25 protein-coding genes and 1 riboswitch are annotated in these 25,157 nt (G+C 62.9%); of the genes, 9 read left to right on the forward strand and 16 right to left on the reverse strand.

Features of this window, described 5'->3' with window-relative positions; genetic code table 11:
* The first annotated feature begins 70 nt into the window (after window positions 1-70).
* From mmsA to araD1, 3 genes are all read left to right on the forward strand, one after another.
* Window positions 71-1,603: a multiple monosaccharide ABC transporter ATP-binding protein gene (gene mmsA / locus FJ543_RS26960; protein WP_140660687.1), complete on the forward strand. Its 1,533-nt coding sequence runs from the start codon at window positions 71-73 to the stop codon at window positions 1,601-1,603.
* Complete coding sequence (mmsB, locus tag FJ543_RS26965; protein WP_015319284.1) at window positions 1,600-2,892, forward strand: multiple monosaccharide ABC transporter permease; 1,293 nt, start codon at window positions 1,600-1,602, stop codon at window positions 2,890-2,892. Before mmsA ends, mmsB begins: the two co-directional genes overlap by 4 nt.
* Window positions 2,893-3,095: 203 nt before the next feature.
* Complete coding sequence (gene araD1, locus FJ543_RS26970) at window positions 3,096-4,088, forward strand: AraD1 family protein (protein WP_015319285.1); 993 nt, start codon at window positions 3,096-3,098, stop codon at window positions 4,086-4,088.
* A gap of 141 nt (window positions 4,089-4,229) precedes the next feature.
* Here araD1 and FJ543_RS26975 read toward each other — a convergent pair whose 3' ends face one another.
* On the reverse strand, window positions 4,230-5,324 hold the full coding sequence (locus tag FJ543_RS26975; protein WP_015319286.1) for a 2'-deoxycytidine 5'-triphosphate deaminase: 1,095 nt from the start codon (window positions 5,322-5,324) through the stop codon (window positions 4,230-4,232).
* A 158-nt stretch (window positions 5,325-5,482) separates the two neighbouring features.
* A riboswitch (SAM riboswitch) is annotated at window positions 5,483-5,560 on the forward strand.
* Window positions 5,561-5,616: 56 nt separating this feature from the next.
* On the opposite strand from FJ543_RS26975, the gene FJ543_RS26980 reads away from it, so the two are divergent.
* Window positions 5,617-6,807 (forward strand): O-succinylhomoserine sulfhydrylase, encoded by a 1,191-nt coding sequence (locus FJ543_RS26980; protein ID WP_140878236.1) that lies wholly within the window; start codon window positions 5,617-5,619, stop codon window positions 6,805-6,807.
* Between the two features lie 30 nt (window positions 6,808-6,837).
* On the opposite strand, the gene FJ543_RS26985 is transcribed toward FJ543_RS26980, so the two are convergent.
* Window positions 6,838-7,989: a ceramide glucosyltransferase gene (locus tag FJ543_RS26985; RefSeq protein ID WP_140878237.1), complete on the reverse strand. Its 1,152-nt coding sequence runs from the start codon at window positions 7,987-7,989 to the stop codon at window positions 6,838-6,840.
* 219 nt (window positions 7,990-8,208) lie between these two features.
* On the opposite strand from FJ543_RS26985, the gene apaG reads away from it, so the two are divergent.
* Window positions 8,209-8,601, forward strand: a complete 393-nt coding sequence (apaG, locus tag FJ543_RS26990) for a Co2+/Mg2+ efflux protein ApaG (protein WP_140878239.1) — start codon at window positions 8,209-8,211, stop codon at window positions 8,599-8,601.
* A 74-nt stretch (window positions 8,602-8,675) separates the two neighbouring features.
* Here apaG and FJ543_RS26995 read toward each other — a convergent pair whose 3' ends face one another.
* From FJ543_RS26995 to FJ543_RS27005, 3 genes are all read right to left on the reverse strand, one after another.
* Entirely contained in the window at window positions 8,676-9,707 is a 1,032-nt protein-coding gene (locus FJ543_RS26995) for an Hsp33 family molecular chaperone (protein WP_140614741.1), read from the reverse strand.
* A gap of 147 nt (window positions 9,708-9,854) precedes the next feature.
* Window positions 9,855-10,766: an ornithine carbamoyltransferase gene (gene argF, locus FJ543_RS27000; protein WP_140878241.1), complete on the reverse strand. Its 912-nt coding sequence runs from the start codon at window positions 10,764-10,766 to the stop codon at window positions 9,855-9,857.
* A 16-nt stretch (window positions 10,767-10,782) separates the two neighbouring features.
* On the reverse strand, window positions 10,783-11,982 hold the full coding sequence (locus tag FJ543_RS27005; RefSeq protein ID WP_015319292.1) for an aspartate aminotransferase family protein: 1,200 nt from the start codon (window positions 11,980-11,982) through the stop codon (window positions 10,783-10,785).
* Window positions 11,983-12,338: 356 nt separating this feature from the next.
* Between FJ543_RS27005 and FJ543_RS27010 the strand changes: the two genes are divergently transcribed.
* The gene (locus FJ543_RS27010) at window positions 12,339-12,857 is read left to right on the forward strand and encodes a GcrA family cell cycle regulator (protein WP_140821329.1); all 519 of its coding nucleotides are present in this window, start codon (window positions 12,339-12,341) and stop codon (window positions 12,855-12,857) included.
* 92 nt (window positions 12,858-12,949) lie between these two features.
* Here FJ543_RS27010 and FJ543_RS27015 read toward each other — a convergent pair whose 3' ends face one another.
* From FJ543_RS27015 to FJ543_RS27025, 3 genes are all read right to left on the reverse strand, one after another.
* Window positions 12,950-13,957 (reverse strand): magnesium and cobalt transport protein CorA, encoded by a 1,008-nt coding sequence (locus FJ543_RS27015; RefSeq protein WP_140878243.1) that lies wholly within the window; start codon window positions 13,955-13,957, stop codon window positions 12,950-12,952.
* Window positions 13,958-14,054: 97 nt separating this feature from the next.
* The gene (gene phoU / locus FJ543_RS27020) at window positions 14,055-14,780 is read right to left on the reverse strand and encodes a phosphate signaling complex protein PhoU (RefSeq protein WP_015319295.1); all 726 of its coding nucleotides are present in this window, start codon (window positions 14,778-14,780) and stop codon (window positions 14,055-14,057) included.
* 114 nt (window positions 14,781-14,894) lie between these two features.
* The gene (locus FJ543_RS27025; RefSeq protein ID WP_015319296.1) at window positions 14,895-16,160 is read right to left on the reverse strand and encodes an ATP-binding protein; all 1,266 of its coding nucleotides are present in this window, start codon (window positions 16,158-16,160) and stop codon (window positions 14,895-14,897) included.
* Between the two features lie 156 nt (window positions 16,161-16,316).
* Between FJ543_RS27025 and ppk2 the strand changes: the two genes are divergently transcribed.
* A complete protein-coding gene (gene ppk2 / locus FJ543_RS27030) occupies window positions 16,317-17,225 on the forward strand; it encodes a polyphosphate kinase 2 (RefSeq protein ID WP_140878245.1) in 909 nt (302 codons plus the stop codon).
* A 74-nt stretch (window positions 17,226-17,299) separates the two neighbouring features.
* On the opposite strand, the gene FJ543_RS27035 is transcribed toward ppk2, so the two are convergent.
* The 3 genes from FJ543_RS27035 to FJ543_RS27045 all read right to left on the reverse strand — a co-directional run bounded on the left by FJ543_RS27035 (window position 17,300) and on the right by FJ543_RS27045 (window position 19,514).
* Window positions 17,300-18,049 carry an enoyl-CoA hydratase-related protein gene (locus FJ543_RS27035; RefSeq protein WP_140660678.1) on the reverse strand — a complete coding sequence of 250 codons (750 nt, stop codon included), beginning with the start codon at window positions 18,047-18,049 and terminating at the stop codon, window positions 17,300-17,302.
* Window positions 18,046-18,684 (reverse strand): acyl-homoserine-lactone synthase, encoded by a 639-nt coding sequence (locus FJ543_RS27040; protein WP_015319299.1) that lies wholly within the window; start codon window positions 18,682-18,684, stop codon window positions 18,046-18,048. Before FJ543_RS27040 ends, FJ543_RS27035 begins: the two co-directional genes overlap by 4 nt.
* 98 nt (window positions 18,685-18,782) lie before the next feature.
* Complete coding sequence (locus FJ543_RS27045; protein ID WP_140878247.1) at window positions 18,783-19,514, reverse strand: LuxR family transcriptional regulator; 732 nt, start codon at window positions 19,512-19,514, stop codon at window positions 18,783-18,785.
* 258 nt (window positions 19,515-19,772) lie between these two features.
* Between FJ543_RS27045 and FJ543_RS27050 the strand changes: the two genes are divergently transcribed.
* The gene (locus FJ543_RS27050) at window positions 19,773-20,624 is read left to right on the forward strand and encodes a transporter substrate-binding domain-containing protein (protein ID WP_140660677.1); all 852 of its coding nucleotides are present in this window, start codon (window positions 19,773-19,775) and stop codon (window positions 20,622-20,624) included.
* Between the two features lie 39 nt (window positions 20,625-20,663).
* On the opposite strand, the gene FJ543_RS27055 is transcribed toward FJ543_RS27050, so the two are convergent.
* Window positions 20,664-21,077, reverse strand: a complete 414-nt coding sequence (locus FJ543_RS27055) for a tellurite resistance TerB family protein (protein ID WP_015319302.1) — start codon at window positions 21,075-21,077, stop codon at window positions 20,664-20,666.
* 156 nt (window positions 21,078-21,233) lie between these two features.
* Between FJ543_RS27055 and FJ543_RS27060 the strand changes: the two genes are divergently transcribed.
* On the forward strand, window positions 21,234-22,880 hold the full coding sequence (locus tag FJ543_RS27060; RefSeq protein ID WP_015319303.1) for a lysine--tRNA ligase: 1,647 nt from the start codon (window positions 21,234-21,236) through the stop codon (window positions 22,878-22,880).
* On the opposite strand, the gene FJ543_RS27065 is transcribed toward FJ543_RS27060, so the two are convergent.
* From FJ543_RS27065 to FJ543_RS27080, 4 genes are all read right to left on the reverse strand, one after another.
* Window positions 22,846-23,718 carry a thermonuclease family protein gene (locus tag FJ543_RS27065; RefSeq protein WP_348643280.1) on the reverse strand — a complete coding sequence of 291 codons (873 nt, stop codon included), beginning with the start codon at window positions 23,716-23,718 and terminating at the stop codon, window positions 22,846-22,848. The genes FJ543_RS27060 and FJ543_RS27065 overlap by 35 nt on opposite strands.
* Before the next feature lie 9 nt (window positions 23,719-23,727).
* Complete coding sequence (locus tag FJ543_RS27070) at window positions 23,728-24,363, reverse strand: helix-turn-helix transcriptional regulator (protein WP_015319305.1); 636 nt, start codon at window positions 24,361-24,363, stop codon at window positions 23,728-23,730.
* A gap of 138 nt (window positions 24,364-24,501) precedes the next feature.
* Entirely contained in the window at window positions 24,502-24,807 is a 306-nt protein-coding gene (locus FJ543_RS27075; protein WP_015319306.1) for a hypothetical protein, read from the reverse strand.
* A 143-nt stretch (window positions 24,808-24,950) separates the two neighbouring features.
* Window positions 24,951-25,154 (reverse strand): hypothetical protein, encoded by a 204-nt coding sequence (locus tag FJ543_RS27080; RefSeq protein WP_224593633.1) that lies wholly within the window; start codon window positions 25,152-25,154, stop codon window positions 24,951-24,953.
* Window positions 25,155-25,157: the final 3 nt, after the last annotated feature.

Genomic DNA, 25,157 nt, shown 5'->3' on the forward strand with positions numbered 1-25,157 from the left:
CCGGAAAAGTGCGCAGCGGTTTTCCGTCAGGAATCGCCTAAAAAAGAAAGTCTAGGAGGAGCTTGCCCTGATGACCTCGACGATTTTGGAGATGCGCGACATCACCAAGACGTTCCCCGGCGTGAAGGCGCTGTCGAACGTCAACCTCCACGTCGAGGAAGGCGAAATCCATGCCGTGGTCGGCGAGAACGGCGCCGGAAAATCGACACTGATGAAGGTGCTTTCGGGCGTCTATCCCTCCGGCACCTATGATGGCCAGATCATCTTTCAGGGCCAGGAATGCCAGTTCAAAGGCATTCATGACAGCGAACACAAGGGCATCGTCATCATCCACCAGGAGCTTGCGCTGGTGCCGATGCTGTCGATCGCCGAAAACATTTTCCTCGGCAACGAGCAAGCCAGATACGGCGTCATCGACTGGGACGCCAACGAGGCGCGCACGGCCGAGCTTTTGAAGAAAGTCGGGCTCAAGGAAGACCCCAAGACGCTGATCACCCATATCGGCGTCGGCAAGCAGCAGCTGGTCGAGATCGCCAAGGCGCTCAGCAAGGAAGTGAAGCTGCTGATCCTCGACGAGCCGACAGCATCGCTCAGCGAGAAGGACAGCCAGGCGCTGCTCGATCTATTGCTCGAGTTCAAGCGGCAGGGCATGACCTCGATCCTGATCTCCCACAAGCTCAACGAGGTGAACCGCGTCGCCGACAAGGTGACGGTGATCCGCGACGGGCGCACGATCGAGACATTGCCGAGGAAGGACATCAGCGAGGACCGCATCATCACCTCGATGGTCGGCCGATCCCTCGACGATCGCTACCCGCCGCGCGAACCTAGCATCGGCGACGTCATTTTCGAGGTCAAGGACTGGTCCGTCTACCACCCGATCCATGCCGAACGGCAAGTGATCAAGAGCATCGACCTCAAGGTGCGCAAGGGCGAAGTTGTCGGCATAGCGGGACTGATGGGCGCCGGTCGCACCGAATTCGCCATGAGCCTGTTCGGCCGCTCCTATGGCCGGCGCATCAGCGGCGAGGTGCTGCTCAACGGCAAGCCCGTGGACCTTTCCACAGTGGGCAAGGCCGTGCAGAACGGCATCGCCTATGTCACCGAGGACCGCAAGACCTATGGGCTGAACCTCATCGACCATATCAAGCACAATGTGACGCTGGCCAACCTCGGCGGCGTTTCCAGTGGCGGCGTGATCGACGATATGCGCGAAATGAGCGTCGCCAACGACTATCGCAAGAAGACCAATATCCGCGCCTCCAGCGTCTATCAGCTGACCGGCAACCTCTCGGGCGGCAACCAGCAGAAGGTGGTGCTGTCGAAATGGCTGTTCGCCGACCCGGAAGTCCTGATCCTCGATGAGCCGACGCGCGGCATCGACGTCGGCGCCAAGTACGAAATCTATACAATCATCGCTCGCCTTGCCGCCGAGGGCAAAGCGATCATCGTCATCTCGTCTGAAATGCCGGAATTGCTCGGCATCACCGACAGAATCTATGTCATGAACGAAGGACGCATCGTCGGCGAGATGGCGGCAAGCGACGCCAGCCAGGAAAAAATCATGCGCGCCATTGTTCGCGGAGAAGGAAAAGCATCATGAGCACAGACAGCGCTCCCGCACCTCAAAGCGGCACCGCCGAGGACGTCAAGCAGGGTCCTCGCGTCGCCGTCTCGGCGCTGACGACGAACCTGCGCGAATACGGCCTGATCATCGCGCTGATCGTCATCATGCTGTTCTTCCAGTACACGACGTCGGGAACGCTGTTCAAACCGGTCAACCTCAGCAACCTGGTGCAGCAGAACTCGTTCATCATCGTGATGGCGCTCGGCATGCTGCTGGTCATCGTCGCCGGCTACATCGATCTCAGCGTAGGATCGGTCGCCGGCTTCATCGGCGCGCTTGCCGCCATGATGATGGTCATCTGGCCGCTCGGCATATTCAGCAATCCGCTCGTTGTCTCGATCGTCTGCCTCATCGTCGGCGGGTTGATCGGTGGCGCGCAAGGATACTGGATCGCCTATCACCGCATACCAAGCTTCATCGTGACGCTCGCCGGCATGCTGATCTTCCGCGGCATCTGCCAGGCGCTGCTTGGCGGCGGCTCCTCGGTCGGCCCGCTTCCCGACAGTTTCAAGGCGCTGAGTTCCGGTTTCATCCCCGATGTGATCGGCCCGCTGACCCTGATCCCGCCGACGGTGAACGCGGCCGGCAAGACCGTTTTGGGCAGTGGCCTGACGCTTCACATGACGACAGTCGTGCTGGGCCTGATCGCGGTGCTCGCCTACGCCTATTTCGGCTTCAGGACGCGACGCAAGCGCGAACTCCACGGTTATGAGGCCGAGCCTTTCACCCTGTTCGTCATCAAGACCCTGGTCGGCAGCGCGCTGGCGCTCTTCCTGGTCTTCCAGTTCGCGACCTATCGGGGCCTGCCGATCGTGCTGCTGGTGATGGGCGTGCTGATCTCGCTGTTCGTCTTCGTCACCAAGCGCATGACCATCGGCCGCCGCATCTACGCCATGGGAGGCAACGCCAAGGCGGCGCAACTGTCGGGCATCAACACCGAAAGGCTGACGCTCTGGGTGTTCGTCAATATGGGCGTTCTGTCGGCGCTCGGCGGGCTGATCATCGCCGCACGTCTCGGCCAGGCCGTGCCGGCGGCCGGCCTCGGCAGCGAGCTCGACGTGATCGCGGCCGTCTTCATCGGCGGCGCCTCGGCGATGGGCGGCGTCGGCCAAGTCATCGGCGCGGTGGTCGGCGGCTTCATCATGGGCGTGATGAACAACGGCATGTCGATCATGGGCGTCAATGTCGACTGGCAGCAGGTGGTCAAGGGCCTGGTGCTGCTCGGGGCCGTGATCTTCGACGTCTACAACAAGAACAAGGCTTGAGGGCCGGGGGCGAGGACTAGGAGGCATACGGGTTCTAGATCGCGAAGCTGCCGGCAGCCCGTCGGCACCAAGAAGTCCGGGGAAGGACCAGGCTCGCGAACGCAATCCGGACGAAGCGTTTCAACCGTGGCGCGTTTCCGCGCCGCGCCGGTCAGGGTTTGCCCATTGGCAGCCGGATACAGATAAATGAGAGAGGACTGATCATGCTGATCTCGCAGATTCTCGACGACGCCGAGACGATCCGTGTCGTTGCCCGCAGCGGCGGGAAGACCCGGATCATCAACGGTGCGCGCAGCGTCTATTCGCTGGCGATGGAGGCCGCCCGCACCGGCGTCGGCCTGGCCGCCCTGATCGAACGCAAGGGGCTTGGCGAGACGATCGATCTCGACGCCGCCTACAAAAGGGGGCGCCTGCTGTCGCCGATCAATCACCCCGACCCAGCGCATCTGCACCTGACCGGCACCGGGCTGACGCATCTGGGGTCGGCCGCGACGCGCGATTCCATGCACAAGAAGCTCAGCACCGACGGCGAGGAGCAACTCACCGATTCCATGAAGATGTTCCGCATGGGACTGGAAGGCGGCAAGCCTGCGAAAGGCCAGGTCGGCGTGCAGCCGGAATGGTTCTACAAGGGCAACGGCACCATGGCGGTCGCGCCTGGCGCGGCGCTCATGTCACCGGCCTTTGCCAAGGATGCCGGCGAGGAACCCGAGGTCGCCGGAATCTATGTCATCGGCGACGACGGCGCGCCATTCCGCGTCGGTTTCACCTTGTCGAACGAATTCTCGGACCATGTGACCGAGCGCGTCAACTATCTCTTCCTCGCCCATTCCAAGCTGCGCAATGCCTCCTTCGGCCCGGAGATCCTGATCGGAGACCTGCCTTCGGACATCCGCGGCACGTCGCGCATCCTGCGCGACGGCAAGGCATTGTGGGAAAAGCCCTTCCTGTCGGGTGAAACGAACATGTCCCACACCATCGCCAATCTCGAACACCACCACTTCAAATATTCGGCCTTCCGCCAGCCTGGCGACGTGCATGTGCATATGTTCGGCACCGCGACGCTATCCTTCGCCGACGGCATCAAGACGGAAGCCGGCGACGTGTTCGAGATCGAGGCCGGGGATTTCGGACTGCCGCTGCGCAACCCGCTCGAGATCGAAAAGCCGGTGAAGGTGTCGGTGAAGGCGCTTTGAAGCCATGAGCGCGTGATTCCCCTCTCGTGGGGAATGGCTGGCAAGCCAGAGCGGGGCGCTGTCCCGCCGATCTAGCAATAGGTTTCCGTCACGTCCCTGCCGGGCATCTCTCCCACAAGAGCGAGGTCGGCAGCTTCAACCTTAGCGCACGGCGCGGAAATGCTTCGACAGCTTCAGGCCCTGCGCCTGGTAGTTCGAGCCGAGATCGGTGCCGTAGAGCGCCTGCGGTCGCTTCAGCATATGCTCGTAGACCAGCCGGCCGACGATCTGGCCGTGGTCGAGGATGAACGGCACTTCGTGGCTGCGCACTTCGAGCACCGCCCGGCTGCCGGTGCCGCCGGCCGCCGAATGGCCGAAACCCGGATCGAAAAAGCCGGCATAATGGACACGAAACTCGCCGACCAGCGGATCGAACGGCGTCATCTCGGCGGCGTAGAGCGGCGGCACATGCACCGCCTCCTGGCTGACGAGGATGTAGAATTCGTCGGGATCGAGCACCAGTTCGCCGGCGCGGCTCTTGTGGATCGGCTCCCAGAAGTCGAGGACATCCTGCGCGGCGCGCTTGTCGACATCGACGAGGCCGGTGTGGTGCTTGCCGCGATAGCCGACCAACCCATCCTTGTCGCCATTGAGGTCGATCGACAGCGCGATGCCGCCGCCGGAAATGTTCGGCGGCTCCGTGGCGACCAGCATCTCGGCACGATGCAGCTCATGCAACTCGGCTTCCGAGAGCAGCGCGTTGCCGGTGCGAAAGCGGATTTGAGACAGGCGCGAACCCGTGCGCGCGATGATCGGAAAGGTGCGCGGGCTGACCTCGAGATAGAGCGGACCGTTGTAGCCGGCGGCGATCTTATCGAACTCGTGGCCCCGATCGGTCATGACGCGGGTGAAGATGTCGAGCCGCCCGGTCGAGCTCTTCGGATTGGCCGAGGCCGAAATGTCAGCCGGCAGGGCCAGACTTTCGAGCAGCGGCACAATATAGACGCAGCCGGTTTCGAGGACCGCGCCTTCGGTCAGACTGATCTCGTGCAGTTGCAGCCGATCGAGCTTTTCCGACACCTTGTGGTTGGGACCGGGCAGGAACGAGGCGCGAACCCGCCAGGCCCTTTCGCCCAATCTGAGATCAAGGCTTGCCGGCTGGATCTGGTCGGCATCGAGCGCGCGCGGCGACTTCAGCGCGCCGGACCGGAACAGCGCCGAAATGTCCTGATCGGGAAGAATGCCTGTCTGCCGCAAAGTCTGGCTCCGCCCCAAGACTGGTCTCTTTCGTTGCAGGTTCTTGTTTGTTGCAGGATCTTGCCGCAAAACCGCCGGGCACTTCTGCGGAACCTGCCTTGGTACAAACGTCTTAATGAAGCCGGCAATTGACGCAAGCGTGGCGCGGGTCTAAAGGGTCGTTATCCCGTGGTGATTTGGCCGGTCGGCTTGCAGCCACGTTAAACAAGTCGCTAAAGGACCGTCGGGCCGCAAGGCCGTATGGACCGGTTGCGACTTTCGCGGCCGGTTTTTTTGTGTCTGGAACAAAGCTATGAGCACCAAGAAGCGCAACTGGAAACCTCAGACGGCACTCGTGCATGGCGGAACCCTGCGTTCCGGCTTCGGCGAAACCTCCGAGGCGATGTACCTGACCCAGGGTTATGTCTATCAGACGGCGCAGGCCGCCGAGGCCCGCTTCAAGGGCGAAGAGCCTGGTTTCATCTATTCGCGCTACGCCAACCCGACCGTCGACATGTTCGAAAAGCGCATGTGCGCGCTTGAAGGCGCCGAAGACGCGCGCGCCACGGCGTCGGGCATGGCGGCGGTGACGGCTGCCCTTCTGTGCAGCGTCAAGGCCGGCGACCACATCGTGGCCGCGCGCGCGCTGTTCGGCTCCTGCCGCTGGGTGGTCGAGACGCTGGCGCCGCGCTATGGCATCGAGGCGACCTTGGTCGACGGCACCGAGATCGCCAATTGGGAAAAGGCGGTCAGGCCGAACACCAAGCTGTTCTTCCTGGAAAGTCCGACCAACCCGACGCTCGAGGTCGTCGACATCGCCGCCGTCGCCTCGCTTGCTAATTCGATCGGCGCGCGGCTGGTCGTCGACAATGTTTTTGCCACGCCGCTGCAACAGAAGCCGTTGCAGCTTGGTGCGCACATCGTCGTCTACTCGGCCACCAAGCACATTGACGGCCAGGGCCGCTGCCTGGGCGGCGTCATCCTGTCGGACAAGAAGTGGATTGACGAGAACCTGCACGACTATTTCCGCCACACCGGTCCCAGCCTGTCGCCGTTCAACGCCTGGACGCTGCTGAAGGGCCTGGAAACCTTGCCGCTGCGCGTGCGCCAGCAGACCGAGAGCGCCGGCAGGATCGCCGACTTCCTGGCCGGGCAGCCGCAGATCGCCCGCGTCATCTATCCCGGCCGCGCCGACCACCCGCAGGCCGATATCGTCAAGAAGCAGATGTCGGGTGGCTCGACGCTGATCTGCCTCGACGTCAAGGGCGGCAAGCCGGCGGCCTTCGCCCTGCAGAACGCCCTCGACATCGTGCTGATCTCGAACAATCTGGGCGATGCCAAGAGCCTGATCACCCATCCGGCGACGACCACCCACAAGAACCTCAGCGATGAGGCCCGCGCCGAACTCGGCATCGGGCCCGGTACGCTCAGGCTGTCGGTCGGCCTGGAGGATACGGACGATCTGCTGGAAGATATCGCGCAAGCCTTGAAGGCCACCAAATAGGTTTCGTCCAGGCAGCGTCGTCAGCAGCGATCAGGCGCTCGACGGCGTCTCCTCCAGTTCCGCCGTCTTGGTGCGGATGGTCATGGCGTTGCCGCGCCAGTCGACGGCGCCGCCGAGCCAGCCGCGCGCCCAGATGGCCGGGAGCATGACGTCCCGCGCGACCGTCGCCGTGATCATGCGCGTCGAGACGTGCCAACCCTTGGCCAAGGCCAGAGCGCATTCCGGAAGATAGAATGCCGTCAGCACGGCAATCGCGGTTGCCCAGAGGCTGACGCCGGCGCTCGCCGCGGCAATCAGCGCAAGAGCCAGCGGGACTGCCGCACCAGTCAGGATCTCGGGTGCGAAGAACAGCGGGAAGGTGACGCGGCGCAGGCGCGCCCAGCGGGCCTGGCGCGACCAGATTTCGCCAAACGTGCGCTGGCCGAGGGGCTGCTCGAAGGGCGCCGTAACGAGGTTGACACGCAGGCCGAGGCCGTTCACCAGCTTGGTTGCGGCGGCGTCCTCGGCGATCTCGGCGGCCAGCGCGCGTATGCCGCCATTGGCGTCCAGCATCGGCTTGTTCCACAGCATGCTCTTGCCCTGGGCGAAGCCGAGGCCGAGCGCCGCACCGGCATACTGCCAGCGGGCCTGCAATGTGTTGAGGAAGGCGCATTCGACGTCGGCCCAGAAACCATCTGGCCTGGAGCCGATCGGCGTCGAGCAGACAAGGCCGGTACCGTGCTGCCACGCCGCCATCATGTGCTCGACATAGTCCCGAGGCATCAGAACGTTGGAATCGGCAAGAATGACCCAGTCGTGGCGCGCCGCTTCCCAGCCTTTGACGCAATTGTTGAGCTTTGGATTGGCACTGACACGATCGTCGCCGATCAACAGCCGGGCCGGCACCTGCGGAAACCGGGCAATCGCCCTGTTTATCAGTTTCACCACCGGGTCGTCGGCATGGGCGACGCAGAAGATCAGTTCGTAGCGCGGCCAGTCGAGCGCGAAGGCGCGTTCCAGCGTCTCATGTGTGAATGGCTCGACGCCGCGCGACGGGACGACAATCGACACCGCCGGCGATCTGCCCGCCGGCGGGGCAATCGTGGTGCGCCGTTTCAGCTGTGAAGCGGCAAGCAGGATGCTGGCAGCGTTTGAGAGGATGAGTGCGGTCGAAAGCGAGGCGGATATGAGAGTGAGTTCCATCGAGATCTGGTCACTCCGGAAGTCGGCCCGCGTCGCGGCCGTTTTCAACAGTTCGACAGAGGGCCGAGTCGCCCGGTTCGCGCACACCACCATTGTCGTGTGTCACTTAAATGACATTCTTTGCCGGCACCTGCGTTTCAATCCCAGGCGCGACAAGACGCGCACGTTGACCTGCTCACCGCGAGCGTCGAAAGTCGTCGGATTGTTTTGGAGCCGCTCATGTACCGCGCCGTGACGCGCAACATCGAAGTGCAGGTCAGGCCGTTCTATATGGAGGATCGTTCAGATCCCCAGGAGAACCGCTACGTCTGGGGCTATCAGATAACGATCGACAACCAGTCTGACGAGTTCGTGCAGCTTCTGTCGCGCTATTGGCACATCACCGATGGTGCCGGCCGGGTCGAGGAGGTCCGCGGGCCGGGCGTTGTCGGCGACCAGCCGGAACTCAATCCCGGCGACAGCTATCAGTACACGTCCGGCTGCCCGCTCTCGACACCCTCCGGGATCATGGTCGGACGCTACACGATGCGCAACAAGCGCGGCGAGACGTTCGACATCGCCATCCCGGCCTTCTCGCTCGATCTGCCGGGGACAAGGCGCACGGTGAACTGAGGGCCGACGGTCGCGTCGCCCCTCATCCGCCCTTCGGGCACCTTCTCCCCGCAGAACGGAGAGAAGGAAAGGCTTTACTGAGCCGCAAACTCGGCTGGATCGAAGTCGTACTGCGTCGAGCAGAATTCGCAGGCGACATGGATGCCGCCATCCTCGGTGCTGTCCTTGATCTCCTGCGCTGAGAAGCCTTCGAGGATGCCACGGATCTTGTCGCGGGAGCATGAGCACTGGTCGGCCACGGGAACGCCGCCGAAGACGCGCACGCCATGCTCATGGAACAGACGATAGAGCAGCCGCTCGGCGCCGATGGTCGGGTCGATCAATTCGGTCGGCTCGATGGTGCCGAGCAAGGCCAGGAGTTCCTGCCAGGAATTATCGGCCGGATCGTGGACTCCCTCGCGCGGATCGCCGTCCCCACCCGGCAGGTCCGGAATGCGCATGCGCTCGGGCGATTGCGGCAGGAACTGCGCCAGGATGCCGCCGGCGCGCCATTGCTCGCGCGCGCCGCCGATCCCGGGCGTCAGCAGCTTGGCGACCGAGAGCCTGATATCGGTCGGGATCTGTTCCGACTGACGGAAATAGGTGCGCGCCGCGTCTTCCAGCGTTTCGCCGTCGAGCTGGACGATGCCTTGGTAGCGCTGAGTATGGGCGCCCTGGTCGATGGTCAGCGCCAGCACGCCGCTGCCAAGCAGCGTCTGCTGGGACGTCTCGCCTGCCGCGACCAGTGCTTCGAGCCGATCCGCATCGAAGCGTGCATAGGCACGCAGTGCCGAGGGCGTGGAGAAGTCCGCGACCAGCATGTCGACAGGCCCGTCGGTGCGGGTCTGCAGGATGAACTTGCCTTCGAATTTGAGCGAGGTGCCGAGCAGAACGGTCAGCACACAGGCTTCCGCCAGCAGGCGGGCGACCGGCTCGGGATAATCGTGGCGGCCAAGGATGGCGTCGAGCATCGGCCCAAGCTGGACCGTGCGGCCGCGCACGTCGAGCGGACCGACCTCGAAGGGAACGACGTGATCGTCGCCGGCGTAGCCGAACTCGCCGAGTTTGGGGTGATGTTCAGTCACTTGATGGCTTTCCAACATGACAAAGCTCCAGGGCGCGGCCATGCGGCCCTGGTGGGCACATGCGTCCAAACGCGCTTGATTTGCGTGATGCGGCGCAGATAGGCATCGCGCCGCCGCAGATCAAGCGCCTGGGCATTTCAGGCGCCTGGGCATTTCGGGCGTCCAAGACACTTCAAGCCCCAAGACACTTCAAGCACCGAGGCACCAGGCAAGCACTGCCTTCTGGGCATGGAGCCGGTTCTCGGCCTCGTCGAAGACCACCGAATGCGGCCCGTCGATGACCTCGTCGGTCACTTCCTCGCCGCGATGGGCCGGCAGGCAGTGCATGAACAATGCATCCGGCTTGGCCTTGGCCATCAGCGCCGCGTTGACCTGATAGGGCGAGAAGACATTGTGCCCGCGAGCACGGTGTTCCTGTCCCATCGATACCCAGCAATCGGTGACGATGCAGTCGGCCTGGTCGACGGCTTCCTCGGGCGAGCGGGTGAAATGCAGCTTGCCGCCATGCGCCTTGGACCAGTCGATATGCTTCTGCGCCGGTTCGCTGCCTTCGGGCACGGCGACGTTGAGATTGAATCGGAACCGTGCCGAGGCCTCGAGCAGCGAGTGCAGCACATTGTTGCCGTCGCCGGTCCAGGCAATCGTCTTGCCGGCCACCGGACCGCGGTGCTCCTCGAAAGTCATGATGTCGGCCATCAGCTGGCAAGGGTGGGTGTCGTCGGTCAGCCCGTTGATCACCGGAACGGTAGCATTCTCGGTCAGCTCCAGCAGCCGCTCATGCGAGGTGGTGCGGATCATGATCGCATCGACGTAGCGGGACAGCACCTTGGCGGTGTCGGCGATCGTCTCGGAGCGGCCGAGCTGCATCTCGGTGCCGGTCAGCATGATGGTCTCGCCGCCGAGCTGGCGCATGCCGACGTCAAAAGAAACGCGCGTGCGCGTCGACGGCTTGTCGAAGATCATGGCCAGCACCTTGCCTTCGAGCGGCTTGCTCCGCTCGCCGGCCTTGAGACGCGCCTTTCGCGTCACCGCATCATCCAGCATGAAGCGCAAATCGCCTTCGGAAACGGTGGAAAGATCGGTGAAATGGCGAACTGACATCAGGAATGGTTCCGGATTACTTCGCGGCGGCGGAGGCGATCGCCTCCGACAGGCCCTTGGCGCCGGCGCGGATGCGGTTGAGCGCTTCGTGAATCTCGGCGTCGGTGACGGTGAGCGGTGGCAGCAGGCGAATGACGTTGTCGCCGGCCGGAACCGCCAGCAAATGCTGGTCGCGCAGCGCCATGTTCACCTTGCCGTTGGGCATCGCGCATTTGAGGCCGAGCATCAGCCCGGTGCCCCTGATATCCTCGACAATTTCGGGGAATTCGTCGGCTATCGAGGCTAGCCCCTGCTTCATCAGCAGCGCCTTGCGCTGGACATCCTCCAGGAAGCCGTCTTCCAGAACGACGTCGAGCACGGCGTTGCCGACCGCCATTGCGAGCGGATTGCCGCCGAATGTGGTGCCGTGCACGCCGGCGGTCATGCCGACGGCCGCCTCGTCGGTGGCAAGGCAGGCGCCCATCGGGAAGCCGCCGCCAATGCCCTTGGCGATTGCCATGATGTCGGGCGTCACCGCGGACCACTCATGCGCGAACAGCTTGCCGGTACGGCCAATGCCGCACTGGACCTCGTCGTATATCAACAACAGGCCGTGCTGTTCGCAGAGCTGCCGCAGCCGCTTGAGCGACTGTGTCGGTACTGGGCGGATACCGCCCTCGCCTTGCACCGGCTCGATCAGGATCGCGGCGGTCTCGGGCGTGATCGCCTTCTCGGCGGCGTCGATGTCGTCGAAGCCAACCTGGTCGAAGCCTTCGACCTTGGGTCCGAAGCCCTCGAGATATTTGTACTGGCCGCCTGCCGCGATGGTCGCCAGCGTGCGGCCATGGAAGGCGCCTTCGAAGGTGATGATGCGGAAGCGCTCGGGATGTCCCTTGACGAAGTGGTAGCGCCGCGCCGTCTTGATCGCGCATTCCAGCGCCTCGGCGCCGGAATTGGTGAAGAACACCTTGTCGGCGAAGGTGGCATCAGCCAGCCGCTCGCCAAGTCTGCTCTGCCCCGGGATCTCATAGAGATTGGAGACGTGCCAGAGTTTCGCCGCCTGCTCGGTGAGGGCCGCGACAAGGTGCGGATGGCCATGGCCAAGCGAATTGACCGCGATGCCGCCGGCGAAATCGAGATATCGCTCGCCCTTGTCGGTAACCAGCCAAGTGCCTTCCCCATGGTCGAAGGCCAGGGGTGCGCGAGCAAAGGTCTCGTAAAGCGCCGAACCGCTCATTATATGCGTCTCCGGTACCGGAAAATCAAAAAAGCCGCCAAAGCGGCGGCCTTCTGCGGCTTATCGTGTTTTTCGGCCATGAAGTCAACGAAAACGTCGCGTAGTGGCGCGCGGCAAGCTCCCCGACGCAACGCCGGCTCATGAGCGACCGGGCAAGTTGGGGAAAACCGAAAAAACCGATTCGTGTTGCACTTGGGACTCTTGTCACCGAGTCAGCGCATAGAGTAGTTGTAGTCGAGAAATAACTAGATTTCGTGCGGCGGACCTAATCACCAGATATATGTGGTGTCTGCCCCAGCAGTGGTGCTGGGTCGGGAATGGATTCTGATTGCCGCACGCTTATAAGGAGCGCGGTCATGAACTGGACTGACGAGCGGGTAGAACTCTTGAGAAAACTGTGGTCGGAGGGTCTGAGCGCAAGCCAGATTGCTGCGCAGCTTGGAGGGGTCAGCCGCAATGCCGTCATCGGCAAGGTGCACCGGCTGAAGCTGTCGGGTCGCGGTCGCGCAACGGCGACGCCGGCGCGCCAGAAGAAGGCGACGCAGGGATCGACCGTCCAGAAGTCGGTGGCGCGCGCCGCAAGCACGGCACGCCACGTCACGACTTCGATCGGCGCGACGGCTCTTCAGACGCAATTCGAGGCCGAACCGGTGGCGCGGCACTACATCCGTCCGGTCGAGAACGTCGTGGTGCCGATCTCACGGCATCTGCAGCTCGTCGAACTGACCGAGCGCACCTGCAAATGGCCGAACGGCGATCCCCTTTCGGAGGACTTCAATTTCTGCGGCAACGAAGCCGCTGAAACCGGTCCCTACTGTAAATACCATGCCCGCGTGGCGTTCCAGCCGGCGGCGGAGCGGCGGCGGAATAGATAAGCGGTGAGTAGTGAGTAGTGAGTAGTGAGTAGTGAGGAAACAAGCGCTCCCACCAACCACTACCGACTACTCACTACCGACTACCGACTTCCTCACAGCCAGCCGTTCTTCCTGAAGCGCCAATAAAGGAAGCAGCAGATAAGCGCGATGGTGGCCAGCACCATCGGATAGCCATATGCCATCTTCAGCTCCGGCATGTCGGTGAAGTTCATGCCGTAGATGCCGGCGAATGCGGTTGGCACCGCCAGGATGGCCGCCCATGAAGCGAGTTTCTTGGAGATCGCCGTTTCCTGGCTTTGGCCGACCAGAAGACTGGCCTCGAAGGCAAAGGCCAGCACCTCGCGCAGACTGTCGATCTTCTCCTGGACGGTACGGATGTGATCCGTCACGTCGCGGAACAGCGGGTGCATGGCCGAATGGATCTGCGGTAGGTCGGCGCTGGTCAGCCGGCGACAGACTTCCACCAGGGGCAATGCCGCGTTGCGCAGGCGCAGGAGGTCGCGGCGCAGCATGTAAAGGCGTTCGATGTCGGGGCCGGTCATCGGCTTCAGCAGGACCTTGTCCTCGATCGCCTCGACCTCGTCCTCGATCTGCTCGAGCACGGGCATGTAATTGTCGACGATGAAGTCGAGAATGGCATAGAGGACGAAGTCCTCCCCCTTGGCCAGCGAGTGCGGGCAGCTTTCCCAGTGCTGCCGCACGGCGGCATAGGATGTCGAAGGACCGTGCCTGACGCTGACGATATAGCCTGAGCCGACAAACAGATGTGTCTCGCCGAAGGTGACGCGCCCGTCGATCAGCTGCGCCGTGCGGGCGACGATGAACAGCGCATCGCCATATTGCTCGATCTTTGGCCGCTGGTGCGGATGCTCGGCATCCTCGATCGCCAGTTCATGCAGATGAAACTGCGCCTTGACGCGCAGCAGGAGGTCGCGGTCGGGTTCAAGCAGCCCGATCCAGACGACATGTCCCGATTTCTTGGCCCATTCGCCGGCTTCCTCGATGGAAATATCGGCGATGCGGCGGCCTGCGGTGTAGACGCCGCAGGCGATGATGCCTGATGCCGGCGGCGAGGCCTTGAACTCCCGGACATATTCCATCGCAGCCTCCCGAAAGCGTTGCCTTCCCTGGGGAACCAGCAAGCTTATCTCGGGATAGTCTACCGCAATATGATCAAGCGTTCGAGAGGATGTGCGTTCACTTCACCGGCAGCGCCTCGGGGAGGCCGATTTTGTCGGTCTTGTCGCCTTTCGGCCGGTCGGCGGGCATCTGGTCGCCGGTGACGATGTAGTAGATGGTCTCGGCGATGTTGGTGGCGTGATCGCCGATCCGCTCGATATTCTTGGCGCAGAACAGCAGATGCGTACAGGGCGTGATGTTGCGCGGATCTTCCATCATGTAGGTCAGCAATTCGCGAAACAGCGACGTGTACATGGCATCGATCTGGTCGTCACGGTCGCGCACGAAACCGATCTTGTCGACCGAGCGCGACGCATAGACGTCGAGCACTTCCTTCAGCTGGGTCAGCGCCAAATTGGCCAGAGCCTCCAGGCCGCGAAACAGGCTGGTCGGCTGCCGGCCGTCGGTAACGGCAACCACCCGCTTGGCGACGTTCTTGCCGAGGTCGCCGACGCGCTCGAGGTCGGCTGAAATGCGGATGGCGCCGACGATCTCGCGCAGGTCAGTCGCCATCGGCTGACGCCTGGCGATAATGATGATCGCCTTGTCGTCGATCTCACGCTGTCCCTCGTCCAGGACGGCGTCGTCTCGGATGACCTTCTGAGCCAGCCCCGGATCGGCATTGACCAGGGCGGCGACCGCCTGCTCGACCATGCGCTCGGCGTGCCCACCCATCGCGGCGATGCGCTTCGAAAGATATTTCAGTTCCTCGTCATAGGCGCTGACAATGTGAACGGACTGCATGGATGAAATGCCTTCCCACGGGATCTTGTCTTTGAGTCGTTTCCTCGAATCCCCGCTGATACGCTAACGGGATGACAGAAAAAAGAAACGGCCCCGTGGAAAACTAGGGCAGTATCAGTGCGCCGGCAAATGCACCGAGAAGGCGGCGCCCTTGCCGACCTCGGACCTGATCGTCAGCCTGGCGTTGTGACGCGTCAGGATGTGCTTGACGATCGACAGGCCAAGCCCCGTGCCCTTCTGGGTCCGGCTGGTCTCGACATCGATACGATAGAAGCGCTCGGTGATGCGCGGTATGTGCTCCTCGGGGATGCCGGGACCAAAATCCCTGATGGTGACGTCGATGCCGGGTTCGGAACCATCATCGCCGCGCGCGATCGACACCACGACACGACCGCCCGACTGGCCGTATTTGCAGGCATTTTCCAAAAGGTTCTCGAACACCTGGAACAACTCGTCGCGATCGCCCGGCACATCGAGCGGCCCCTTGGCGAAATCGCGCTCGATGGCGACATTGTTTTCGCGGGCGAGCGGGCCGAGCGAATCGATGACGCTGTCGACGGTCTGGCGCAGATCGACTTCGGTTCCCGGCTTGAGATAGGGCTTCATCTCCAATCGCGACAGCGACAGGAGGTCGTCGATCAGGCGCGCCATGCGGCCGGTCTGGTTCTGCATGATCTGGAGGAACTGCTCGCGCGCCGCCGGATCGTTGCGGGCCGGTCCGCGCAGCGTTTCGATGAAGCCCGCGATCGAGGCCAGCGGGGTGCGCAATTCGTGGCTGGCATTGGCAATGAAATCGGCGCGCATGCGGTCGATACGCCGCGCCTCGCTCTGGTCCTTGAAAACCAGCACATAAAGATCGGTGCCATGCCCGACCGAGGATGCGCTGACCCGGTAGGCCCGTTCGACAGGCAGTTTCTCCGTGTAGTCGACGACATCCGAGGCGACAGTGCCCGACAGCACACTGTCCAGCAGCGCCTGCATTTCCGGCGCCCGGAATTTCAGCGGCAGCGATATGCCGGGCGCGATGCCGCCAAAGGCGGCAAAGGCGGCGGCGTTGGCGTGGACGATGGTGGCGGCGTGGTCGAAGATGATGAGCGGGTCGGCCACGGCGGCCGCCAGATATTCACCGGACAGGCGCTGCAAGCCAATCGCCTCGATCGCCGCGGCGTTCCCCGCGGAATGGCGGGCGCCGGTGACCGGCAATATTGCCGCGGCCGGCAGCAGGAGCAGCGCTGGCACCAGCACGTAGGCGGAAAAGCCCGCGAAGCCAAAGGCGATCAGAACCGCCACGACACCGGCCGCAAGCAGCCAGCGGCTGTGCCACAGCCGAGCGGCCACAGCTTGCCCCGTGCTCTTCTGCTCTGCGCCCAGCTCGGTCATTCGCGCGCCCAGCCTCCACCGGTCAGACGGCGGCGAAAACTTCCGCTGGACCGCAAATCAAAAGTGCTACAGCCTCCTTTGCGCGTCCAAACGGAGGCGCGGCGCTGTAGTGGCTCCCAATAGCATGAGTCCAGACACTTAAAAGGGTTCGTCTGCATGAAAAAAGCCAACGACAATTCGGTCACTCCAACCTCAGGCCCGCTGAAAATCAGGATCGGCGGCAAGGAACGGGAGTTCGATATCGAGAATCCCGAGCTTCCGGACTGGGTCGAGGAGAACAAGCTGACCGCGGGCGGATATCCTTACGACAAGAAGATGAAGAGCGAGGAGTATGACGAGACGCTTGAGAAATTGCAGATAGAGCTCGTCAAGGCGCAGGCATGGCTGCAGGCGACCGGCAAGCGGATGATGGCGCTGTTCGAGGGTCGTGACGCGGCCGGCAAGGGCGGCACGATATTCGTGCTGCGCCAGTATCTTAACCCACGCACGGCGCGCAACGTCGCGCTCACCAAGCCAACCCCGACGGAACTGGGGCAATGGTATTACCAGCGCTACGCCGACCATTTCCCGACAGCGGGCGAATTCGTCACCTTCGACCGCTCCTGGTACAATCGTGCCGGCGTCGAGCCGGTGATGGGTTTTTGCACCCCCGAACAGCACGAGAAGTTTCTCGACGAGACGCCGCATTTCGAGCGCATGATCGTCAATGACGGCATCTATTTCTTCAAATTCTGGCTGAACATCGGCCGGGAGACGCAGCTCGAGCGCTTTCACGATCGCCGCTACAGTCCGCTGAAGAGCTGGAAATTCTCGCCGATCGACATTGCCGGCATCACCAAGTGGGACGATTACACCAAGGCACGCGACACCATGTTCGAGCGCACACACAAGGAGTTCGCGCCATGGATGATCGTGCGGGCCAACGACAAGCGCCGCGCGCGGCTGGCGGTGATGCGCCGCATCCTGCTGTCGCTGCCCTACGAGGGTCGCGATCTCGACGCTATCGGCAAGGAAGACAAGAAGATCATCGGCGAAGGGCCGTCATTCCTGGGCAAGCAGGACTGACACTTTTGGCGCCGCGCGGCCAGAAAGGCAGCGCGGCGCGGTTGATGCAGGTCCTTTCTCTCGGCCTTTTCGACTCAGGCCGCCAGACGCGCGATCCGCTGCAACCGTCGCAACGTGGCGTCGTCCTGCAGCGCCTGCTGGAACAGCGATATCTCCTCATCGATGCGCTCGCAAAGCGCGGCGGTGTTCCCCTTGAGCAGGCCGCGTGTCTGCAGCAAAGCGGCAACCGGCTTTTTGGCGAGCTGCCTGGCTCGGCCAAGCGCCGCTTCCTCGACGCTGCCTTCCGCGACGATCTCGGCAACGAGGCCGAGCGCCCTGGCGTCTTCGGCAACAAGCGTGTCGCCGAGACAGAAGAAGCGGAAAGCACCGGCATAGCCGAGTTTCTGCGGCGCCAGGATGCTGGTTGCCGCGTCCGGCACCAGGCCGAAATCGACGAACGGCACCCGGAAGGTGCTTTTTTCAGATGCGATCACCATGTCGCAATGGAACAGGATGGTGCAGCCGACGCCGACGGCATCGCCGTCGACACAGGCCAGGATCGGCTTTGGAAACGTCGCCAGCATGCGGAACATGTCGGTGACGGCGGCGATCAGCTTCTGGTGCTTGGCGGCATCCAGGAATTCGGAAAAGTCACCACCAAGGCAGAAGCAGCCGGCCAGACCGCGCAGCACGACAACCCGCACCTCGTCATTCTCGGCGGCTTCATGGAACGTCCTGGCAAGGCTCTCATAGGCCCTCCGGTCGAGCACCGGCCGGCCGTCGTTCGACGACACGGTGACGATCAGTGTGTGGTTCCGCAGTTCGGGTTGCGGGTGCGCGTTCATGACGCCCTCCTTTGACCGAACATGTCGGGATATCCCCTGGCCAGGACGGGTGCATGATGATTGCGGCGCGAACGCACCACGTCCAGCGTGTGCTCGTTGAAGGTGAGCAGCGTCGCCACGACCTGCTGGTTGCCATAGGTGCGCTGATAACCGAGCGGCGTCGCCAGGAAGTGCAGTTGCAATGCGCGCAGCACCCACATCGGCTCGAACTCGATGATCACCTTGTCGACGCCGCGCTTCAGACCCCACTCGACGAAACCGGCTATCAATTCCGTGCCGACGGTCGAGACGCCGCGACGCCCATCGCGAAAACCCGGAGCCACCGCGTAGCGGGTCAACTCCCAGATGTTGGGACCCGCCGGCGGCGTTCCTTCGGAGAGATCGGTCAACACCTCGGTCAACAAATGCGGCCGTGTGGTCGGCAACATCCTCTGATAGCCCGCGACTTCATTGCCCCTGATGACGATCTGATGCACCGCCTCGTCATGATCGAACTGGTCGACTTCAAATCCGTCGGGGCGCCGAAGGTCCTCCCATCCCATCTCCTCGACGAATATCCGGTAGCGCAGCCGATGGACGGCCTCCCAAAGGTCGGGACGTTCCATCAATTCCTTGGTCGTAAGACAAAAAAGCATTCCGTAGTCTCCTGTGGTTCAGGGGAAGATACGGCCGTGCTTCGATGCGAAAATTGCGTGATCACGTAGGCAAGAAGTTCTAGGCCTGCACGGCCGACCTAGCTAATGTAGCCGCGCCTTATCGCCTCGGCGACTGCCTGGACCCGGTTGACGGCACCGAGTTTGCTTTTGGCGTTAAGAAGATGTTTCTCCGAGGTGTGCTCGGAGATGCCGAGGATTTGGGAAATCTCCCATTCGGACTTGCCGACGGCAGCCCATTGCAGGCATTCGCGTTCGCGCGGCGTCAGCTCGATGTGATCGATCGCCGTGGTCGCCATGGTGTGGAGTTGCATGGCGCGGCCGACGGCATAGGTCGAGACCAGGGAGACCAGGCCGAACTCGGCCGCCGACAGTTCCACGGCCTCGCCCCCCAGCGACACCATGACGATTTCGCCGTCGAGCGTGATCAACGGAAAGGCCAGCCCGTCGCGCAACTTGAAGGCGCCGGCGTCGCCCATCACTTCGCCGCTGCTCTTGTCGATGCGGATGCCCTGGGCGGCTTCCCGCCACTGGAACGGCGCTTGCAGCTGTTTCATGTGACTGACGACGGGATCGTGATCGACATAGTTGCGCGTCACGTAGCGCTCGAGCCATTCGACCGGCCAGTCGCAGAGCAGCACATGCTGCTTCTGCTGGCCCGTCGGTGTGCCCGGCTGCGGAACGGTTCCGGCCATCAGCGCGGTCAGGCCGAACTCCGACGTTACGCCCAACAGTTTCTCGCAGACCGCGGCCGCCGTTGCGGCGTGCTGCAGTTGATCTATGTATTCCAGCGTTCGATCGAACTGACTCATCGCAACATCAACCCCATGTTGCCTCATGCATTAAGTCCATGGTCCGCGCCTTCCCGGCACTTCGCCACCGACCACGGATTGCAAAGCGCCCGCTTCCGGTTGTGGTTCTCGACCCTGGCATTCCCACCAGGGCGCCACCGCTGTTTGCAAACCGACCGAACCATATCCTGAAATCGAAGCGTTGAAATCAAAAAGCATTGTGCCTGTATCGTTTTCGTACCAAAACCGGCACGAGCACGGGTGCGGCGGAGTTTTATCGTGGCGTTCCAATGGAGGTCCCATGTCCTGGCAGCGGCGCTCATCGCCGCATTGTCATGGGTTTCCGGCGCGGGCGCGGCGGAGCCGCAGGTGCCGGTGTTGTGGGATGCCAAGGAGCGGCTTCCCAAGCCCGACCTTTCGGCGCTGCCGCGGCTGCGGTTCCTGACGACCACGGATTTTCCGCCCTTCAATTTCCTCGACGGCGCGGGGAAGCTGTCCGGTTTCCACATCGACTTGGCGCGCGCCATCTGCGCGGAACTCGGCATCGTCGACAAATGCCAGATCCAGGCCTTGCCTTGGGCGGAGCTTCAAGGCGCGCTTGAGAGGGGCGAAGGTGAAGCTGTTATCGCCGGCATTGCCCCGACGTCACAGTCGCGCCAGACATACGCCTTCTCGCGCGCCTACCTGCAGTTCCCGGCGCGCTTCATCACTGCGAAGAACAAGGCGCTGGCGGAACCGCTCTTCGACAAATTGCACGGCAAGCGAGTCGGCGTGATATCGGGCTCGGCCCATGAACGCATGCTGCGCGATTATTTCGGCACGGTCCAGGTCGTCCCCTTCGACAAGCCGGAAGCCCTCTATGGCGACCTCAAGGCCGGCAAGATCGACGCGGCTTTCGGCGATGGCATGCGCTTCGCCTTCTGGCTCGGCGGCTCCGATGCCGCCGGCTGCTGCCGCTTTGCCGGCGGCCCCTACCTGGCGCCCGAATATCTGGGCACCGGCATGGCCATCGCCACGCGAGCGGACAATCCGGCGCTGGCCGCGGCCCTCGACTACGCTTTGCAAGAGATTTCGATGAAAGGCACCTTTGCCGAATTCTACCTGCGCTATTTCCCGGTCAGTTTCTTCTGATCCGGTCCGGTCAGCTTTTCTGATCCGGCCGTAACCTCGTCAGGTCAGAGTTCGCAGCCTTGCCTTGGCCGCACGGCCGATGGCCGCCACGGTCAGCGTGTCGAGATCGAGCTGGCGACGGATCAACTGCAGCACCCGCACTTCCTCCAGCCGCATCTCCAGATCGACGGCGGCCACTTCGAAGGCCGCGGCATAGGCGGTGTCGCGCAACCGCTCCGGCAGCGCCTCCGAGACCTGGGTCAGGACACCTTCGAGCCCACCCTTCTCATGCAGCATCTTCTGGCAGGCCTGGGCCACGGCAACCAACCGGTCCTGCTTGAAATCCTCGAACACCGGCCACGAGCGAACAACCTCACCGATCCTGGCCAGTTCGACATCGGTCATGTCCCGGTCGGAGGCCGAAGTGATGACCATCAGATAGATCAGGGCTTCGTGCGGGGTGGGCGACAGCATTCTTTGCTCCTTGAACGGGCTCCGAAGGTAGGAAGGGGAGCCTGAGGCCGCAAGGAAAAAGCGCCCGACGCGTTGACGCTCCGGCCACGCACGCCTAGAGACCGGTTGAAAATGCACTTGCGGCTATTGCCGGGATACAATCTGGAAAACTGTGACATGGCGGGATCAAACATCATCGATCTCAATCCCGAACTGCTGACGGCCGCGGCCGAGAGCAAGGCATGGCCGTTCGAGGAAGCCAAAAAGATCATCGAACGCTACAAGGGCGCCGATTTCCCCGAAACGATCCTGTTCGAGACCGGCTATGGACCGTCGGGCCTGCCGCATATCGGCACGTTCGGCGAAGTGGCGCGCACCTCGATGGTGCGCCATGCGTTTCGCGTGCTGACGCAGGACAAGGTCGCGACCAAGCTGCTGTGCTTTTCCGACGACATGGACGGCATGCGCAAGATACCCGACAGCGTGCCGGACCGCGCTGCGCTCGAGCCATATCTGCACAAGCCGCTGTCATCGGTGCCCAACCCCTTCGGCGGCGACTATGCGAGCTTCGCCGACCATAACAATGCGATGCTCTGCCGCTTCCTCGACACGTTCGGCTTCGATTACGAATTCGCCAGTGCGACGCAGTACTACAAGTCAGGCCGTTTCGACGCGATGCTGTTGCGCGCCGCCGAACGCTACGACCAGATCATGGCGGTCATGCTGCCGACGCTCGGACCCGAGCGGCAGGCGACCTACAGCCCCTTCCTGCCGATCTCGCCAAAGAGTGGGCGCGTGCTTTACGTTCCCATGAAGCATGTCGACGCCAAGGCCGGCACCATCACCTTCGACGATGATGGCACCGAAACCACGCTGCCGGTCACCGGCGGCCGCGTGAAGCTGCAGTGGAAGCCGGATTTCGGCATGCGCTGGGCGGCACTCGGCGTCGATTTCGAGATGTTCGGCAAGGACCATCAGACCAATGCAGTGGTCTATGACCGCATCTGCAACATACTGGGCGGGCGGGCGCCGGAGCATTTCGTCTACGAACTGTTCCTCGATGAGAATGGCCAGAAGATCTCCAAGTCGAAAGGCAACGGCCTGACCATCGACGAATGGCTGACCTATGCGCCGACCGAGAGCCTCGGGCTCTACATGTACCAGCGGCCGCGGCAGGCCAAGAAACTCTATTTCGACGTCATCCCGCGGGCCGTGGACGAATACTACACCTTCCTCGCCGCCTATCCCCGCCAGGAGTGGAAGGAGCGGCTGGGCAACCCGGTCTGGCATATGCATGACGGCAATCCGCCCGCCATCGACATGCCGGTGCCGTTCTCGTTGCTGCTCAACCTTGTCAGCGCCTCCAATGCGCAGAACAAGGAGGTGCTGTGGGGCTTCATCTCGCGTCACGTCGCGGGTGTGACTCCGGCGACCCATCCCGAGCTCGACCGGCTGACGGGCTACGCGATCCGCTACTTCGACGATTTCGTGAAGCCGACGAAAACCTTTCGCCCGGCCGACGAGGTCGAGCGGGAAGCGCTGGTGGCTCTCGAAAAGGCACTTGGCGACTTGCCGGCGGGCGCCAGCGGCGAAGCGATCCAGAACGCTTCGCTCAACGTGGCGCGCAAGATCGAACGCTACCAGGATCATTCCAAGCAAAGTCCGGAAGGTGGCCCGGGTGTTTCAGGCGCCTTCTTCCAGATGATCTACCAGGTGCTGATCGGCCAGGAGCGTGGCCCACGCTTCGGGTCGTTCGCCGCCCTCTACGGCGTCGCCGAGACCCGCTCGCTCATTCAGAAGGCGCTGGCTGGTCAGCTGGCTTGAGGACGCCGCCCTCCTCTTGCAGGATCGAGTCCTCCTCCAGGATCGAGCCCGGCGCCTGAGGCGCTGGGGTGGGTGCGGCCGGCATCGCCGAGATGCCGGCAAGGTTCGGCGCCGACCCGAAAATGCCTTTCTTCGCGCCTTGTGCCTTGTCACCGGCCTCGACATAGGGTCCGCCCTTGGCGGCACGCGCCCAGCCGTTTTCGACCAGCCATTGACCGACGTCCTGCTTGCCGATCCGGCATTCCGCCGCAATCCGGTCGCGTCCGCCTTCCGGCGGCACCGTGCAAACCACGGCGCGGCCGCGCAGGAAGGCGCGGAATGCCGTGCGCGCGCGGATGCCGCACGGCCAGGATTTCCCGTCGGTGGTGCAGGTCTCGTCCTGACTGACGACATCGATGCCGGAAATCGCGACCGAATACCCCTTCGCCTCGATCAGGCCGGCGGCCGGAGCTACCGGCTGGAACAGTTTCGTGCCGTTCCAGTCGTCGGGCATTTTAGGCTTGGGCGGCACGGCGAGCGCCAGCTTGCTCAACGGCGCACGCGGCTCGACCCGCTCGAGTTCGCCGGTGGGCAGTTCCGGCGGCGCGACCACGTCCGGGTCAATCGCCCGCGAATGCACCGCCGGATTTGGTGGCTGCGCCGGTGCACGAATTGCTGAGGTGGACGGTTCCTCGGGCGTCGCATCCCTATCTGCCTCAGCGGTAGTGTCGGCGCCGGGATCGATCTGATCCACCGCAACAGTGCTTTCGCTGCCTTTCAGCGTGCGTCCGCCGGCAACGACCAGCGCCGCCATCGCCGGGATCATCAGAACCGCCAGGACAAGATGAGGAAGTCGCACCCGTTGCACCTATTGGCTTGCCCAGACGATCCGCGCCACCCACTCGACCTCGAGCATGGGGATGTCGCGGTCCGGATGCTCTGGATTGAGCGAGACCAGCGCGATCGACTTGACTGTCTGGCGCTCGAGCACCTTGGCCATCACCTCGCCCGATGTGGTCTTGACGACGACGCGGTCGCCCTTGCGGGTGGCCGCACCCGGCTCGACGATGAGGACGTCGCCATTGCGGTAGAGCGGCAGCATGGAATCGCCCTGCACCTGCAGCGCATAGGAACTTTCGGTCGATTGCGCCGGCAATTCGACGAGATCCCAGCCCTGCCCCGCCGGAAAGCCGGCATCGTCGAAGAAGCCGCCGGCGCCGGCCTGGGCGAAGCCGAGCAACGGCACCGCGCGCCGGCTGGCGGGCGATGCGCCACGGCCTTCGATCAGCCCGGTGAATTCGTCCAGCGAAGCGCCCGTCGCCTCGATGATCTTGGCCAGCGATTCGGTCGAAGGCCAGCGCGGCCGACCGTCCGAGGACAAGCGTTTGGATTTGTTGAAGGCGGTTGAATCAAGTCCCGCGCGCCTTGCCAGACCCGAAGCCGAAAGCGAATAGCGCTCGGCAAGAGCATCGATGGCAGCCCAGACTCGGTCGTGCGAGAGCATGACGTGCTCTCCTTCGAAACAGGAAAAAATGCCTCTTCCTGTCTAACGCGCAACGGCTGAGTTGTCCACCAGCGGGCTGGCGGATCACGAACAAAGCTGTGTGCCGCAACCACGGCACAGTGTCATGGCCGAAGCCGGCTATCCGGCCAATGCCGCCATCGCCCTCGGCAGGCCCTTCTGGAGCTCGTCGACGTTCATCACCGGGATGAGCTCGACGGTGGCATTGAAGGCGAAGAAGAACCGCTCGGCGACATAGGGCATGTCCGAACTGTCCTTTACCTCCAGGAAAAGGTAGGCCGTTCGCCAACCACCGTCCGCGGTAAAATAGGCAGCCTCCGGCTTGAGATCGGACAGGGTTTGCTCGATGATCTTGCCCATGCTGCCGTCCTTGATCGCCTTATTGCCTTCCTCGGCCGGGATGGAAACTCTCAGCATCATACGCATGATGATTACTCCTCCGCCAACATCATGTTAGCGATACCTAATATATCATCCGCGCCTGGTTTGGGAAAGTCGATCGAATCCTGCTTGCCAACGGGTTGATCAGCCGGACGATTTGGCCAGGCCGCGCAGTCCCTGGTGCGATGTCATGAAAATGCGTTCTGCCTCGGTCGGTGGCCGCGGTTCACCGCACGGCCAAGTGCGGCGACAACCGCGTCAATGTCGAGGAAGCGGCGCGCCTTGCGGTCATAGTCGGTCGGCAGGCAGCGAAAAGCCGGCCGGCCCTCACCGCCCATCATGTAAGGGCCACGGCTTCGCGCCGTGGCCAGCATGCGCGCCCAGACATACATGAC

Source organism: Mesorhizobium sp. B2-5-7 (genome assembly GCF_006440875.1).
In the GTDB taxonomy this organism is placed as follows: Bacteria; Pseudomonadota; Alphaproteobacteria; order Rhizobiales; family Rhizobiaceae; genus Mesorhizobium; species Mesorhizobium australicum.